A 15,121-nucleotide genomic window follows, 5' to 3' on the forward strand; every position below is an offset into this window, starting at 1 on the left:
CTCCATGAGTACCAGCGACGCTGCCCAGATCCAGGCCGGAGACACCCCGGCCCCGGGCGCGCCCGCCGCCACCACCCCGGCGCCCCGGCCGCGACCCGCCCTGTCCCGACTGCCCCGATACGTGGCCGGCCAACCGCCGGTCGTGGTCGAGGGTCTGACCCCCTACAAGCTGTCCTCCAACGAGAACCCCTTCGGCCCCGTTCCGGCCGTCCGCGAGGCCATCGCCGGCTGGGACGCGGTGCACCGCTACCCGGAGACCACCTCCGCGGAGCTGCGGGAGGTGGTGGGGGAGCACCTCGGCGTCCCGCCCGAGGACGTCGTCACCGGCGCCGGCAGCCTCGGGGCGCTCAACCAGCTGCTCGGGGCCTTCGTGGGCACGGCCGCGGACGGCACGCCCGACGAGGTGGTCCACGCGTGGCGCTCCTTCGAGGCCTACCCCATCAGCATCGGGCTCTCCGGCGGCCGGGGCGTCCCGGTGCCCAACCGCCGCGACGGCTCCCATGACCTCGAGGCCATGGCGGCGGCGGTGACCGACCGGACGAAGGTCGTGCTGCTGTGCACCCCCAACAACCCGACCGGCCCCAGCCTCACGACCGCCCAGGTCGAGGAGTTCCTCGCCGCCGTGCCGCGCGACGTCGTCGTCGTCGTGGACGAGGCCTACCAGGAGTTCCAGCGCCGCGACGACCTGGTCGACGGCATCGAGACCTACCGCCGGCACGCCAACGTCGTCGTGCTGCGGACCTTCTCGAAGGCCCACGGACTCGCCGGCCTGCGGATCGGCTACTCGGTGGCCGGGCAGGGGATCACCCCGTACCTGCGCCAGGCCGCCCCGGCGTTCTCCGTCACCGACCTGGCCCAGCGCGCCGCCATCGCCTCCCTGCGCCACATCGACCAGGTGGCCGAGCGCGTCCAGCGGGTCGTCGACGAGCGGGTGCGCGTGCTGGCCGGGCTCGAGGACCTCGGCTGGCCGCACCCCGAGACCCAGGCCAACTTCGTGTGGCTGGACCTGGGGGAGCACAGCGGGCGGTTCGCCGAGCTGTGCGACACCCACGCCCTGTCCGTGCGCCGCTTCGGGGACGAGGGGGTGCGCGTGACCTTCGGCGAGCCCGAGGCCAACACCCGCTTCCTGGAGCTGTGCGCGCGCTTCCCGCACCCGCCCGTGCTCTGACCCGCGGGCCCGCACGGCCCCGCACCGCCCGAGCAACCCGAAAGGACGTCCTGCCCATGGATGCCGCTCCCTCGTCCCCGGCCGCGCGCGTGCCGGACCGAGCCGCGACGGACCGCACCGTGCCGACACCGGAGGTGCGCACCCGGCTGGTGCGGCTCCTCGACCGGGACGGCGGCCGGGGCGAGGACCCGGTCCTCTCCCCGTACGTCCGGGACGTGGACGCGGCGGTGCTGCGCGAGCTGTACCGGTCGATGGTGCTCGCCCGCCGCTTCGACGAGGAGGCCACGAACCTCCAGCGGCAGGGACAGCTCGTGCTGTGGGCCCCCATGCGGGGGCAGGAGGCCGCCCAGGTCGGCTCGGCCCGCGCGCTGCGCCCGGAGGACCGCGTGTTCCCCACCTACCGGGAGCACGCCGTGGCGATCGAGCGGGGCGTGGCCCCGGCGGAGCTGCTGAGCATCTTCCGCGGCACCAGCGCCGGCGGCTGGGTGCCGGACGAGCACGGCATGCAGGTGTACTCGATGGTGCTCGGCTCCCACGTCCCGCACGCCGTGGGCTACGCCATGGGCGTGGCGCTGGACCGGCGTGCCGCGGAGGAGGCCGGCCGGGAGGCCGGGGCCCCCGCGGTGATCGCCTACTTCGGGGACGGCGCCTCGACCGAGGGCGAGGTGCACGAGAGCATGGTCTTCGCGGCCTCCTACGACGCTCCCGTGGTCTTCTTCGTGCAGAACAACCAGTGGGCGATCTCCGTGCCGTTCTCGACGCAGTCCCGCGTCCCGCTGGCCGAGCGCGCCGCCGGGTACGGGTTCGAGGGGATTCGCGTGGACGGCAACGACGTGCTGGCCGTCCTGGCGGCCACCCGGTACGCCCTCGAGCAGGCCCGCGCGGGCCGGGGCCCCGTGCTGGTGGAGGCCGAGACGTACCGCCTGGGCGCGCACACGACGGCCGACGACCCCACCAAGTACCGCCGGCGGGAGGACGAGCAGCGCTGGGCCGAGCTGGACCCGCTGGTCCGGCTCGAGGCCCACCTGCGCGAGGAGCACGGCACGGCGGACGACTTCTTCGAGGAGGTCGCCTCGGCGGCCCGCGACTGGGCGGCGCGTGCCCGCGAGGACGTCCTGGCGATGTCCCCGCCCTCGTTCGAGGAGTTCTTCGACAAGCCCTACGCCGAGCGGCACCCGCTGGTCGAGGAGGAGCGGGCCTGGTACGCCGCCTACCAGGCCGGCTTCGAGGACAACGCCCCGCGCGACGACGACGACAACGACGACGACAACAACGACGACGACGACAACGACGACGCCGCCCACGACACCGGTGCGGTCACGGGCGGTCCGGACCGCGGCACGCAGGCCGCGAGCCTGACCGTGGCCGCCGACCCCGCGACCGGGGCCCCGGACGAGCGCTCCGCCGGCACCGAGGAGGACCTCGCATGAACGCCGCTCCCGAGCTGACGATCGCCAAGGCGGTGAACGCCGGCCTGCGCCGGTCCATGGCGGAGAACTCCCGCGTCCTGCTCATGGGGGAGGACATCGGCTCCCTCGGTGGCGTCTACCGGGTGACGGACGGACTCAAGGCGGAGTTCGGCGCGCACCGGGTGATGGACACCCCGCTCGGGGAGGCCGGGATCGTGGGCACCGCCGTGGGGCTGGCGATGCGCGGCTACCGTCCCGTGTGCGAGATCCAGTTCGACGGGTTCGTCTTCCCGGCCTTCAACCAGATCACGACCCAGCTGGCGAAGCTGCGCAACCGCACGAGCGGGGCCGTCACCGTGCCCGTCACGATCCGCATCCCCTACGGCGGCGGCATCGGCTCCGTGGAGCACCACTCGGAGTCCCCCGAGGCCCTGTTCGCGCACACCGCGGGCCTGCGGATCATCACGCCGTCCAACGCCCAGGACGCCTACTGGATGACGCAGCAGGCCATCGCGTGCGAGGACCCCGTGATCGTGCTCGAGCCCAAGCGCCGGTACTGGCTCAAGGGCGGGGTGGACCGGGAGCGGCCCACGGCGGACCCGTTCTCCGCCCAGGTGGTCCGCCCCGGCGAGGACGCGACCGTGGTCGCCTGGGGCCCGCTCGTGCCGGTCGCCCTCGCCGCGGCCGAGGCCGCGGCCGAGGACGGCCGCAGCGTGGAGGTCGTCGACCTCCGCTCGCTGTCCCCGATCGACTTCGACACGCTCGAGGACTCCGCGCGGCGGACCGGCCGCCTCGTCGTCGCCCACGAGGCTCCGAGCTTCGGGGGCCTCGGCGGGGAGATCGCCGCACGCATCACCGAGCGGGCGTTCTACGCCCTCGAGGCCCCGGTGCTGCGGGTGGGCGCCTTCCACCTGCCCTACCCCGTGGCGGCCGTCGAGGACCAGTACGTGCCGGACCTCGACCGGATCCTCGAGGCCCTCGACCGGTCCTTCGCCTACTGACCCCGCCTGCCCCGCCCGCCCGGGACACGCGCCAGAGAGGAATTCACTGACATGCCCCAGATCTTCACCCTGCCCGACGTCGGAGAGGGCCTGACCGAGGCGGAGATCCTCGCGTGGAAGGTCGCGCCCGGAGAGACCGTGACGGTCAACCAGGTGCTCGTCGAGATCGAGACGGCGAAGTCCGTGGTCGAGCTGCCGTCGCCGTACGCGGGCACCGTCCTCGACCTGCTCGTCCCCGAGGGGCGGACCGTCGAGGTGGGGACCCCCATCATCGCCGTCGGCACCGCCGAGGAGGCCGTCGAGCGGCCCGACCCGGGCGGGACCGGGATGCCCGGGGCGCACGGTGAGGCCGGCACGCCGCCGGCCGGGGCCGACGCGGACCGTCCCCTCGTGGGTTCGGGGCCGAAGGCCGACCCCGTGCGGCGGCGCCGCCGCACGGCACCGCCGCCCGAGCAGTCCCCCGAGCCCGAGCCGCCGCGCTCCGCGGGGTGGACGGAGAAGCTCTCCCGGACCCCCCTGGGGGGCGGCCTCGGAACCGCGGCACAGGGCCTTGCCGGCCGGGCCGCGCGCCTGGCCGAGGAGAGCGGCGTCTGGCGCCGGCCGGGCCGCGGCGACGCGCCGGGCGCCGTCCCGGTCCCGCACCGCCCCACACTGGCCAAGCCGCCCGTGCGCAAGGCCGCCAGGGACCTGGGCATCGACCTCGCCGAGGTGCGGGCGACCGGGGCCGCCGGGCAGATCACCAAGCAGGACCTCCTCGCCCACGCGGCCCGGCTCGAGGAGTCGGGGTCCCGGGCCCGGCGCTCGGCCCCGGAGCAGCGGATCGAGCGGATCCCGGTGAAGGGCGTGCGCAAGGCCACGGCGCAGAACATGGTGCGCAGCGCGTTCAGCGCACCGCACGCCTCGGTGTTCGTCGAGCTGGACGCGACCAGGACCATGGAGTTCGTGCAGCGACTCAAGGCGACCCCGGACTACGAGGGCGTCAAGGTCACACCGCTGCTCGTGCTGGCCCGGGCCGTCGTCTGGGCGGTGGCCCGCAACCCGCAGGTCAACGCCACGTGGACGGACGAGGAGATCCTGGTCAAGCACTTCGTGAACCTCGGGATCGCGGCCGCGACACCTCGCGGGCTCATGGTCCCGAACATCAAGGACGCCCAGGAACTCTCCCTGCGGGATCTGGCCGTCGCCCTCGACGAGCTCTCCCGGACCGCCCGTGCCGGACGGACCCAGCCGGCGGACATGCAGGGAGGCACGGTGACGATCACGAACATCGGGGCCCTCGGGCTGGACACCGGGACGCCCATCATCAATCCCGGCGAGGTGGCCATCGTCGCCTTCGGGAGCATCAAGCAGAAGCCGTGGGTCGTGGAGGGGACCGTGATCCCCCGGTGGGTCACCACGCTGGCCGGGTCGTTCGACCACCGCGTGGTGGACGGGGACCTCGCGGCGCGCTTCACCGCCGACGTCGCCCGGATCCTCGAGGAGCCGGCGCTGCTGCTGGAGTGAGCGGCGGCCCGGAGGGGCGCACGGCAACGGCCCCGCACCGGACGGTGCGGGGCCGAGTGCTGCGTCGTCGACGCGAGCGCCCCACGGCCTGCGCCTCTCCCCGCCGGGACTCCGCCCGGCGGCGCACACCGTGATCGGGAAGGCCGGCGTCCGCGCCCGGCGTCACCGCCGTTGTGGACCCGTGATTGAAATCCCCCCAGACACAATCACACATCTCATTCACGCGGGATCACCGGTGCAACGCGGGTCGCGGCCGGCGACCTTCCCGGTCGGCCGCCGGCACGATCACCGGCGGCCTCGTCCCCCCAACGCCCGGCGCCCCGCCTCGGCGGAACGTCCCGACGTCCAGGACTGGGTTCATTATTGCGGATGCATGGCTGAAATGCTGTCCCCCGAAGTGCGCATTCCGGCCCGCGATCCGGCGCAGGGCCGTCCCCACTTCTGTGCCCCGTGGCGTCCCGGGAGGCTCCGCGAGCCGTAGGGTGGGGGCATGCCAGCGCTGCGCCCACCCGGCCCGTCGGCCCGATCGGCGGTGGCGCCGTTCCGGGTCATGGAGATCCTCGCGGAGGTCGAGCGCCTCCGCGCGGCCGGGCGGGACGTCGTCTCGCTGTGCGCCGGCGAGCCCTCCGGCGGGGCCCCGCGTGTCGTGGCGGAGGCCGCCGCCCGCGTGCACGCCCGCAACGAGGGCCTCGGCTACACCCCCGCCCTCGGGATCGAGCCGCTGCGCCGGGCCGTGGCGGGGCACTGCGCCCGGTGGTACGGGCTGGACGTCCCCGCCGCGCAGGTCGCGATCACCACGGGAGCCTCGGGGGCGCTGGTGCTCGCCTTCCTCGCGGCCTTCGACGTCGGGGACCGGGTCGCCGTGTGCCGGCCGGGCTACCCGGCCTACCGCAACACCCTGGCGGCCCTGGGCGCCGAGGTGGTGGAGCTCGACTGCGGGCCGGCGACCGGGTTCCGCCCCACGCCCGCCCTGCTCGACGCGGCGGTGGCCGCCCGCGGACCGCTCCACGGCCTCGTGGTGGCCGGCCCGGCCAACCCGACCGGGACCGTGCTGGAGCCCGCGGAGCTCGCCGCCCTGGCCGCGTGGTGCGCCGAGCACGGGACCCGGCTGATCAGCGACGAGATCTACCACGGGATCGTCCACGCACGCCCGGCGGGCGGGGACGGGCCCTACCGGGGCACGAGCGCGTGGGAGCACGACCGGAGCGCGGTGGTGATCAACTCGTTCTCCAAGTACTGGGGGATGACCGGGTGGCGGCTCGGCTGGGCGCTGCTGCCGCCGGACCTGGTCGGTGCGGTGGACGCGCTCGCGGGCAACGTGAGCCTCTGCCCACCGGCCGCCGCGCAGCACGCCGCCGTGGAGGCGTTCACGCCGGAGGCCTACGCGGAGGCGGACCGCGCGGTGGAGCAGTTCGCACGGTCCCGGGACCTGCTCCTCGACGCCCTGCCGGCCCTGGGATGGGGCGAGAGCGCGCCGCCGGACGGCGCGTTCTACCTCTACGCGGACCTCGGACGGCAGCTCGAGCGCCACGGCAGCTCCCTGGAGTGGTGCCGGCGGCTGCTGGAGGCCGAGGCCGTGGCCGTCGTGCCGGGCCTCGACTTCGACGCCGTGCACGGCCACCGCACGGTCCGGCTGTCCCTCGCGGCCGGGCCCGATCGTGTCGCGGAGGCCCTCACCCGGATCCTGCGGTTCCAGTCCCGGCCCTGAAGCACCCGGCGAGGTGACCGGGCAGCACCCCTGTCCGGAGCAGCACCCGGTGCGCCGTGGTGCCTCCCACGAACACCACCCCCGCGCCCTTGAGCCGTGCGGCGAGGAGGTCGCCGGCGGGAGACCGGCCGGCCGCCTCCAGGGCGGTGCGCGGTCGCGCGGCACGGGCCGGCCCCAGGTCCGCGACGTGCCGCGCCCAGTCCTCGGGGCCCATCCCGGCGCACGCGCGCGCGTTGTGCACGAGGGCCTCGATCTTGGTGCGGTTGCGGATGACGGCGGGATCCAGGAGCAGGTCGTCGACGTCGTCGTCCGTCAGCCGCGCGAGGTCCTCCGGGACGAAACCCCGGAGGGCACGGTGCAGGCCCTCCCGCCGCTCGGCGATGCTCCTCCGGGACAGGCCGGCCCGGAGGATCTCCAGGCACACCGCCTCGAACCAGCCCGGGGCGTCCGACGGGGGCACGCCCCAGCGCCGGTCGTGCTCCTCGAGGAGGGCCGGACCGGCGGCGGGCGCCCAGGGGCAGCGGCGCAGCCCGTCCCCGCACAGCACCGCCCGGAAGGCGTCCTCGGGAGCTCCACGGTGACCGGGGCCCGGGTCCTCCCGGTGGCCCGCGGCGGCGGGGAGGTCCCCGGGCGCTGCATGGGGAGCGGGGTCCGGGTCGCGCGTGGCGGGTGCGTCGTCCATGGGGCCACGGTAGGAGCGGCGTGGCCGCGGGCGGCACGCTCGGACCCGGTTGTGGACGGGACCTGCCCGGGCCCCGCGGGCGCCGGACCGGTGCAGTGGGACCGGCCTCGCGCGACGGCTCAGAACCGGGAGACCTCGCCCGTGCCGTCGGCGATCTCGATGGCCACGGGGTCCTCGTCCGCGGCGTTGCCGTCGTGGACGATGAAGACCGCGGTGGGCTCGCCCTCCGGGAAGGCACGGATCGTCACCGAACCGGTCGTCGCGGCGTCGAGGACCTCCATGGCCTGGCGCGTGGCGGAGCGCAGCACGGCGATGGGCAGGCGTGTGCCCCGCTCGTCGAGGATGTCGACCTTCACCCCGCGCGCCCGCGCGGCACGGGTGACCTCGAGCAGGTAGGGGGTGGCCACCGACCGGCCCCGGATGGAGTCACGCAGCTGGGCCTCCGTGAGCCGGAACTGCTCGATCTCGTAGGCCGAGACGGGGGAGGGGTCGTGGGCGATCCGTTCGAGGAGCCCACCGGCCAGCCGCCGGACCTCCTGGACGCGCTGCACGGAGGCGTTGACGGTGTCCTTCTCGGCCTCGCCGTGGGTGCGCGCGGCGGCCGCCATCTCCCAGGCCTCGGCGAACGCGCCGGAGGCCCGGTCGTACTCGCGCGCGATGAGCTGACTGGCCAGGAGCAGGGCCGCGGCCGCCGCGTTGCTCAGCCCGGCCTCCCACACACCGACGGCCGAGCGCGCGCCCCACGTCATGGACACGGCGACCGCGATGATGAGCGTGGCCCAGCCCCACCCGCCGCGGCGGCGCACGCCCAAGGCCACGAGGAACCCGTCGAAGCCCAGGGTGAACCACTGCCCGCCGAACAGCTCGGCCTGGGGGTTCAGGGCGTCGTAGGACCGTTGGATCGACACGAGCATGAGCAGCACGGCCAGCGCCGTCGGCAGCTCCGGCAGCCGTCGCCTGCCGTACGGATGGACCACGAGCGCCACTGCCGTGAGGTAGGTGACGAGAGCGGCCGTCATGAGGTCGGGCCGGTCCATGCCGGGAGTCTGGAGGATGCCCAGCACCATGGGGATCAGGAAGAAGACCCCGGCCGCCACGAGCGTCAGCGGGTGGAAGAGGACGCGGGAGATCACGGCTGGGCGTCCCGGGGCCACAGGATGGTCACGCGGGTGCCCCGGCCGGGGGCCGCGTCGATCTCCACCGCACCGCCCACGTGCTCCACGTTGCCCACGATCGACACGCGGACCCCCAGCCGGCGGGAGTCGATGCCGCGGAGCTGGAAGCCACGCCCCCGGTCGACGACCTGGAACCGCAGGAAGAAGCCCTCCGGATTGATGGGGGTCGGCGGGCACTGGTCGCCGTCCATCGTCACGAAGGTCACGTCCGTGCCCGAGTGGCGGGCGCTGTTGGAGACCGCCTCGGTGATGGCCTGCACGAGCGCCTGCGCCGTCTCCGTGGGGATCAGGGGACGGGGCTCGCCGGGGGGCCTGATGTAGGGGGTGATGCTGTTGAACCGCACGCGGTTGCGCCACGGGGACAGGGCGTCGAGCAGCTCGTCGAGGAGGTCGTGGACCATCGTGGTGGCCTGGCCGCGGGCGCGGCGCTCCTCGAGGGCCAGGACGTCGAGGGCGCGCTGGGCCAGTTCCCGGGTGCGGCTCTGGACGGGCCCCGGGGCGCGGCCCGCGTCGAGCAGTGCCGCCATGACGTTGTCGTGGATGAGGCGGTCCAGCCGCTCCTGCTCCTCGGCCTGCGAGCGCGTGCGGTTCAGCCGCAGCTCCTGGGCGATCGCCTCCGCGTAGACCCGGTCCGCGTTCTGGCCCCCCTTGTAGACGAGGCTGATGAGCACCACGAGGACCACCCCGAAGGCGATCCGGCTCGTGGCGTCGAAGACCACGTCCATCACGTTCGGGGCGGCCGCGGTGTGGACCATGACCAGGACGTAGACGGCCGTGACCGTGACCAGGTAGGCGAGGGCCACCTCCACGCTCAGCACCATCACGGTGGCGGCCGCCGCGAGGAGGATGAACGGCTCCACCCACGGGTCCTGCGCCGGCGGGACCTCCGTCCAGGCCAGCGGGAGCGCGAGGACAGTGGGCACCACGAGCACCGGGGTCACGAGGGCCGGCCCCAGGCGCACCCGCCGGTTGGCCATCTGCCAGAGCAGCAGGAAGCCGTTGAGGACCAGCAGCACGAGGAAGACCAGGTGCCACCGCCGGAAGGAGAGCAGCTGGTCCTCGAGGACCGTGAGCGACTCCAGGAACAGGGCGACGGCCACGAGACCGTGGCAGATGTTCGCCAGCCAGTGGATCCGGTAGGAGTTCATGCCGAGCTCCTGCGGCGACGTGGGCACCAGCGGGCCGGTGCGCCGCCGCCGTGCCGGGACCTTCCGGTAGGCCAGCTGCTGCCGGGGCGCGGGATGGCTCACGGAGCGAGGGCCCTCACCGGGCAGGGCCAGGGCTCACAGGTACTTCTCCGCGGTCGTGACGTCCGCCGTCGGCTCCACGAGGCCGTCCTCGATGGCGCGGATGCGCAGGTCGATCTTCGTGGGCGCGGGGCGTCCCACCCGGGCGTACTTCTCCCGGATCCGGTCGATGTTGGTCTTCACGGCGCTCTGCTTGATGCCCATGCGGCGGGCCACCTGGACCTGGGCGAACCCGGAGGCGTAGAGGCGCAGGGTCTCCTGCTCGCGCGGGGACAGGCTGGCCCGGGAGAACTCGACGTCGCCGTCGATGGCCGCGGCGAGCTCCTTGGTGATCACGGGCTTGCCGTCGGCGATGTTGCGGGCCTCCTCGATGGCGTGCTCGAGCGGGTCGGACTTGCGCACGAGACCCAGTGCGCCCGCGCGCAGCGCCTCGCGGATCAGGGCGGCGTTCTCCCCGATGCTGAAGATGAGGACCTTCATGCCGGCGGCGCGCAGCAGCTCCACGTTGGTCGCGGGCCGGGACCGGTCGTCGAGGGACAGGTCCAGCAGGACGACCTCGCACTCGATCCGCTTCGCTCCCTGGGCGGTGAGGGCGGGGTTCTCCGGGTCGCGCCCCAGCTGGTCGAGCAGGGCGGGCACGGTCGGGGCCGCGCCCACGAGCTTGACGTCCGCCTGCGAGGTCATGGAGACGAGGCGGACGCCCTCCCGGACGACCTCGTGGTCATCGACGACGGCGACAAGGGTGGACGGCATGGGCGTTTCCTCCGAGTGCTGCTCGGTGGGCCGGCCCGCAGGTCTCTGCGTGGGGGTGACGGAACACACCGAGGTGCTCCGATTGTCGCCGGTCGGGCCGCCGGATGCTAATCCGACACAGTCCCGGGGGCAACGTTACCTCTCCGTGTCGTCCCAGCGGTCCACCCGACGGTGGTACCGCAGGCCCCAGAGGCCGCCGAGGACCGCTCCGAGGAGGTCGACGGCCAGGACCGCGGCCACGGCGAGCAGCCCCGGCGCCAGCTGCTCGCCGATGAGCGCCTGGGCCGAGATGCCCACGGGTGAGAGCCCGACGGTGTCCGCCCACACGAGACCGGCGACCGTCGCCACCGAGCGGCCGAACAGGGACCACAACCACACGGAGACGCCCTGCCCGGCCCCCGAGAAGCGTGCCATCCGGCCGGCGGTGTAGCCGCCGCCCAGGAACGCCAGGAACTCGACCACGCCCAGGACGGCCACCGCCGACCACGCGGCCGCCGTCCCCGACGCGAGGTCGTCGACGATGTCGCCGATCGCCTCGGGCAGCCCGGCGCCCATGGCCGAGGCGACGAGTCCGGCCAGCGCGAGCAGCAGCCAGGTCAGCGCCAGCGCGCTGAGCCAGCCGTAGAAGCCGGGGACGAGCTGCAGGCCGCCGAACTCCTCGCGCCGGCGGGCGAGCCGCGCCGCGGGATCGGTCTCCCGGTGGCCGGCCGTCCCGTAGGCCGGCGCCGTCCCGTGGCCCGGCGCCGTGGGGTAGCCCGCCGTGGGGTAGCCCGCCGCGGGGGCGGAGCCGGGCGCCGCCCCGTGCCCGCCGCCCGGAGCGTAGGACGCCGGCTCGTCGTGGACCGGACGCTGGGCGGTCACCGACGGCATGGGGCGGGTGTGCTGGTCGTCGTCGTCGTACCAGGACCAGTCCGCGGAGTCGTCGAGGGTCCTCTCGGGGCCGGGTGCGCTCGGGTCGCGGCGCTCGCGGGGCCCGGCGGCGGTGTCCGCGGGGGGCGGGCCCTCGGGGAAGCGGCTGACCGGCGGCATCGGCCGGGTGGCGTCGTCGGCGCCGTGCCGATCGTCGTCCGACCAGGGCATCGGGTCGTCGTGGGAGGGCGAGCCGGGCGTCGAGGAAGGCGTCATGTCATCGAAGTCTACGGGCGCACCCGGCGGGCACGGAGCGCCGGGGACCTCCGCTCAGGGCAGGTCCGCCTCCGGCGCCGTCTCCCGGTAGGGGACACGCCGGATCGAGCGGATCCGGCCCAGTTCGCCCCACTCGTTCCGGCCGAGCCGGGCGATCGGGTCCAGGGACCGCACGACCGGGCCGCGCTCGTCCATGGCGTCCTCGTCCACGACGACGTGGGTCACCTCGCCGAAGACCAGGAAGCTGTCCCCGATCGGCAGCGGCTCGCCGTGCAGCCGGCACTCGATGGCCGCGGGGGACTCCGCCACCCGAGGGGCGGCCACGGTGAGCGAGGGCTCACGGGTGAGCCCGGCGGCGTCGAACTCGCTGATCCCGGGCGGATAGTCCGTGCCCGTGGCGTTGATCCGCTCGAACAGCCCGGCCGCGGCCAGGTTGACCACGAACTCCCGGGAGTGCCGGATGTTGCGCAGGCTGTCCTTCTCCCCGACGGAGACGAACTGGACGATGGTGGGCGAGCCGGACGCCACCGTGAAGAACGAGTGCGGGGCCAGGTTGTGGACCCCTGCGGCGGAGACCGAGCTGACCCAGGCGATCGGTCGCGGAACCACGAGGGACTTGACCGCCCGCACGAAGGACCCGTGCCGGTCGGCGCCGATGTCGGTGCGCATGGCCCCATTGGACCACGCCGGCCGGTGCCGGTCACGGGGCGTCCGAACTCCCGGCACCGGCAAGCGGCACGAAACCTTGTCACACAACTGTCCTAATAGGACGTATTCGGGTTATTGTGTAGATCAATCGGCGAGAGGTCGATCCACGGAGGGGCCGACGGCGGCCGCTGCCGGACCGAACGGAAGGGTGACTGGCCACCATGGAGATCCGGCAGCTCAACTACTTCATCGCCGTCGCCGAGGAGCGTCACTTTGGCCGGGCCGCCAAGCGCCTGCACATGGCGCAGCCGCCGCTGTCGCAGCAGATCCGCCAGCTCGAGGACAACCTCGGGGTGCGGCTCCTGGACCGCACCACCCGCCGGGTCGACCTCACGGCCGCCGGCCAGGTGCTGCTGGACCGCGGCCGGCGGATCATCAACGAGATCGAGGCCCTCAAGGCGGACGTGTACCAGGTGGGCCAGGGCGCCACGGGCGTCCTCCGGGTGGGCTTCTCCGGCTCCGCGACCTACGGCGTCATGCCCCGTGTGGTCCGCCGGGCCAAGGAGGTCATGCCCGGCCTGTCGTTGGCCCTGCAAGGGGAGATGCTGACGCCCGCCATGGAGCAGGGGCTGCGGGACCACACGCTCGACGCGGCCCTGCTGCGCCCGCCCGTGGCCTCCCCGGAGATCGAGTACCGGATCGTGGCCCGCGAGCCGCTCGTGGTCGCGCTGCCGTCCTTCAGCCCCCTCGCCGTGGACCGCCCCGTGGCCGTGCACGAGCTCCAGGACCAGGAGTTCATCACCTATCCGCCGGACTCCGTGCTCTACCGCACGGCCGCCGACATGTGCCGGCAGGCGGGCTTCCAGCCCCGCATCGCCCAGGTGGCGGGGGAGACCTCCACCCTGCTGTCCTTCGTGGCCGCCGGCGGCGGCGTGGCCGTCGTGCCCGCCGGCGTGCGCACGTTCCAGCTCGAGGGGGTCGTGTACCGCGACATCGAGTACACCCCGTACGTCGAGCTCGCCGTGGCGTGGCGGCGCGAGGACCGCTCCGCCCTGCTCCACCACTTCATCGACCTCGTCGTCGACGTCCAGGCCGACCCCGGCCGCTGACCAGCCGTTCCGTTCCGCCCGTTCCCGAAAGGTCCCTTCTACCCATGAAGATCGCGTCGATCGAGGCCGTCCCGTACTCGATCCCCTATGTCCACCCGCTGCACTTCGCCTCCGGGGCCGTCCACGAGGCGGACCACGTGCTCGTGCGCGTCACGACCGAGGACGGGATCGTCGGCACGGCCGACGCCCCGCCGCGGCCCTACACCTACGGGGAGACCCAGAAGTCCATCGTGGCCGTGGTCGAGGACGTCTTCGCCCCCCAGCTGGTGGGCCTGGACGTCCTGGACCGTGAGAAGGCCCAGACGGTGATGGCCCGCACCATCCACAACCAGACCGCCAAGGGCGCGGTGGACATCGCCCTGTGGGACGTCATCGGCCAGGCCCTCGGCCAGCCGGTGACCAAGCTGCTGGGCGGGTTCACGGACTCGATGCGGGTCTCCCACATGCTCGGCTTCAAGCCGGCCCAGGAGCTGCTGGACCTGGCCCTGGAGTTCCGGGAGACCTACGGGATCACGACGTTCAAGCTCAAGACCGGCCGGCACCCGATCGGCCTCGACGTCGAGGCGGCACGGGTGCTGCGCGAGGGACTGGGCGAGGACGCCGAGCTCTACATGGACGCCAACCGCGGCTGGTCGGCCAACGAGGCCGCCGAGGTGCTGCGCCGCACCGCCGACCTGGGCCTGCAGTTCCTCGAGGAGCCCGACGACGCCCGCGAGGTCCTCGGCCGGCGCCGGCTCGTGGAGCGTTCCCCGATCCCGATCGCCGCCGACGAGTCCGCCCCGAACCTGGGGGAGGCGGCCAAGGAGATCCTCACCGGCGGGGCGAACCTGCTGGCCGTGAAGACCGCCCGCTCCGGGTTCACCGAGGCCGCCAAGATCGTCGGGATGGCCGAGGGCATGGGCGTGGACGTCTATGTCGGCAACCAGATCGACACCCAGGTCGGCACGATCGCCTCCGTGGTCCTCGGCTCGGCCCTCGCCCACACCTCCAAGCGGGCCGGGGAGCTGTCCAACTTCCTGGACATGTCCGACGACCTGCTCGCCACCCCGATCGTGATCGCCGACGGACGGATCCGCGCCCCGCAGGTCCCCGGCGCGGGCACCGCGGTGGACGAGGACAAGCTCAACCACTACCGCACCGACCGCCCGGCGTCGGTGTCCGTCGGCCTCTGACCCCAGCCCGCACAGCCCCGGTCCGGGACGCGTCCGGACCTCACCCCAACGGAAGGACATCCACATGAAGTACCTGGTCCGCATGGACATCCACCTGCCCGTCGACATGCCGGCGGAGGAGGCCGCGGAGATCAAGGCCACCGAGAAGGCCTACTCCCAGGAGCTGCAGCGTTCCGGGAAGTGGCCGGAGATCTGGCGCGTCGTGGGCGAGTACGCCAACTACTCGGTCTTCGACGTCGACTCCCACGACGAGCTGCACGACATCCTGCAGAACCTGCCGCTGTTCCCGTACATGGACTGCGACGTGGTGCCGCTGGCGAAGCACCCCTCCGACGTGAAGTAGCCCCCCACCGCGGGCCCCGCACCGCGGGCCCCGCCCCGAGATTGCGCAAGAGCGCCACCCAGCACGTCCGGGTGGCGC

14 protein-coding genes are annotated in these 15,121 nt (G+C 73.9%); 8 read left to right on the plus strand and 6 right to left on the minus strand.

Annotation, left to right across the window (positions count from 1 at the left end; genetic code table 11):
- Positions 1–4: 4 nt before the first annotated feature.
- The 5 genes from ACH9EU_RS08940 (at position 5) to ACH9EU_RS08960 (ending at position 6,789) form a co-directional block, all read left to right on the plus strand.
- Positions 5–1,168: a histidinol-phosphate transaminase gene (locus tag ACH9EU_RS08940; RefSeq protein ID WP_396413584.1), complete on the plus strand. Its 1,164-nt coding sequence runs from the start codon at positions 5–7 to the stop codon at positions 1,166–1,168.
- A gap of 56 nt (positions 1,169–1,224) precedes the next feature.
- Positions 1,225–2,598 (plus strand): thiamine pyrophosphate-dependent enzyme, encoded by a 1,374-nt coding sequence (locus tag ACH9EU_RS08945; protein WP_396413585.1) that lies wholly within the window; start codon positions 1,225–1,227, stop codon positions 2,596–2,598.
- The gene (locus ACH9EU_RS08950) at positions 2,595–3,578 is read left to right on the plus strand and encodes a transketolase C-terminal domain-containing protein (protein WP_396413586.1); all 984 of its coding nucleotides are present in this window, start codon (positions 2,595–2,597) and stop codon (positions 3,576–3,578) included. Before ACH9EU_RS08945 ends, ACH9EU_RS08950 begins: the two co-directional genes overlap by 4 nt.
- A gap of 51 nt (positions 3,579–3,629) precedes the next feature.
- The gene (locus ACH9EU_RS08955) at positions 3,630–5,081 is read left to right on the plus strand and encodes a 2-oxo acid dehydrogenase subunit E2 (protein WP_396413587.1); all 1,452 of its coding nucleotides are present in this window, start codon (positions 3,630–3,632) and stop codon (positions 5,079–5,081) included.
- A gap of 490 nt (positions 5,082–5,571) precedes the next feature.
- Positions 5,572–6,789, plus strand: coding sequence for an aminotransferase class I/II-fold pyridoxal phosphate-dependent enzyme (locus ACH9EU_RS08960; RefSeq protein WP_396413588.1), 1,218 nt, complete (start codon positions 5,572–5,574; stop codon positions 6,787–6,789).
- Here ACH9EU_RS08960 and ACH9EU_RS08965 read toward each other — a convergent pair.
- The 6 genes from ACH9EU_RS08965 to ACH9EU_RS08990 all read right to left on the minus strand — a co-directional run bounded on the left by ACH9EU_RS08965 (position 6,755) and on the right by ACH9EU_RS08990 (position 12,440).
- Positions 6,755–7,471, minus strand: coding sequence for a DNA-3-methyladenine glycosylase I (locus ACH9EU_RS08965; RefSeq protein WP_396413589.1), 717 nt, complete (start codon positions 7,469–7,471; stop codon positions 6,755–6,757). The genes ACH9EU_RS08960 and ACH9EU_RS08965 overlap by 35 nt on opposite strands.
- A 119-nt stretch (positions 7,472–7,590) precedes the next feature.
- Positions 7,591–8,604 carry a hypothetical protein gene (locus ACH9EU_RS08970; protein ID WP_396413590.1) on the minus strand — a complete coding sequence of 338 codons (1,014 nt, stop codon included), beginning with the start codon at positions 8,602–8,604 and terminating at the stop codon, positions 7,591–7,593.
- Complete coding sequence (locus ACH9EU_RS08975; RefSeq protein ID WP_396413591.1) at positions 8,601–9,896, minus strand: ATP-binding protein; 1,296 nt, start codon at positions 9,894–9,896, stop codon at positions 8,601–8,603. Before ACH9EU_RS08975 ends, ACH9EU_RS08970 begins: the two co-directional genes overlap by 4 nt.
- Positions 9,897–9,929: 33 nt before the next feature.
- The gene (locus tag ACH9EU_RS08980; RefSeq protein ID WP_396413592.1) at positions 9,930–10,646 is read right to left on the minus strand and encodes a LuxR C-terminal-related transcriptional regulator; all 717 of its coding nucleotides are present in this window, start codon (positions 10,644–10,646) and stop codon (positions 9,930–9,932) included.
- Between the two features lie 135 nt (positions 10,647–10,781).
- On the minus strand, positions 10,782–11,771 hold the full coding sequence (locus tag ACH9EU_RS08985) for a hypothetical protein (protein ID WP_396413593.1): 990 nt from the start codon (positions 11,769–11,771) through the stop codon (positions 10,782–10,784).
- A 54-nt stretch (positions 11,772–11,825) separates the two neighbouring features.
- Positions 11,826–12,440 (minus strand): flavin reductase, encoded by a 615-nt coding sequence (locus tag ACH9EU_RS08990; RefSeq protein ID WP_396413594.1) that lies wholly within the window; start codon positions 12,438–12,440, stop codon positions 11,826–11,828.
- 200 nt (positions 12,441–12,640) lie between these two features.
- On the opposite strand from ACH9EU_RS08990, the gene ACH9EU_RS08995 reads away from it, so the two are divergent.
- From ACH9EU_RS08995 to catC, 3 genes are all read left to right on the plus strand, one after another.
- Positions 12,641–13,528, plus strand: a complete 888-nt coding sequence (locus ACH9EU_RS08995) for a LysR substrate-binding domain-containing protein (protein WP_396413595.1) — start codon at positions 12,641–12,643, stop codon at positions 13,526–13,528.
- Positions 13,529–13,572: 44 nt separating this feature from the next.
- On the plus strand, positions 13,573–14,700 hold the full coding sequence (locus tag ACH9EU_RS09000; protein ID WP_396413596.1) for an enolase C-terminal domain-like protein: 1,128 nt from the start codon (positions 13,573–13,575) through the stop codon (positions 14,698–14,700).
- A gap of 64 nt (positions 14,701–14,764) precedes the next feature.
- Positions 14,765–15,043, plus strand: coding sequence for a muconolactone Delta-isomerase (gene catC / locus ACH9EU_RS09005; protein ID WP_396413597.1), 279 nt, complete (start codon positions 14,765–14,767; stop codon positions 15,041–15,043).
- Positions 15,044–15,121: the final 78 nt, after the last annotated feature.

This window comes from Kocuria rhizosphaerae (assembly GCF_044462265.1).
GTDB lineage: Bacteria > Actinomycetota > Actinomycetes > Actinomycetales > Micrococcaceae > Kocuria > Kocuria rhizosphaerae.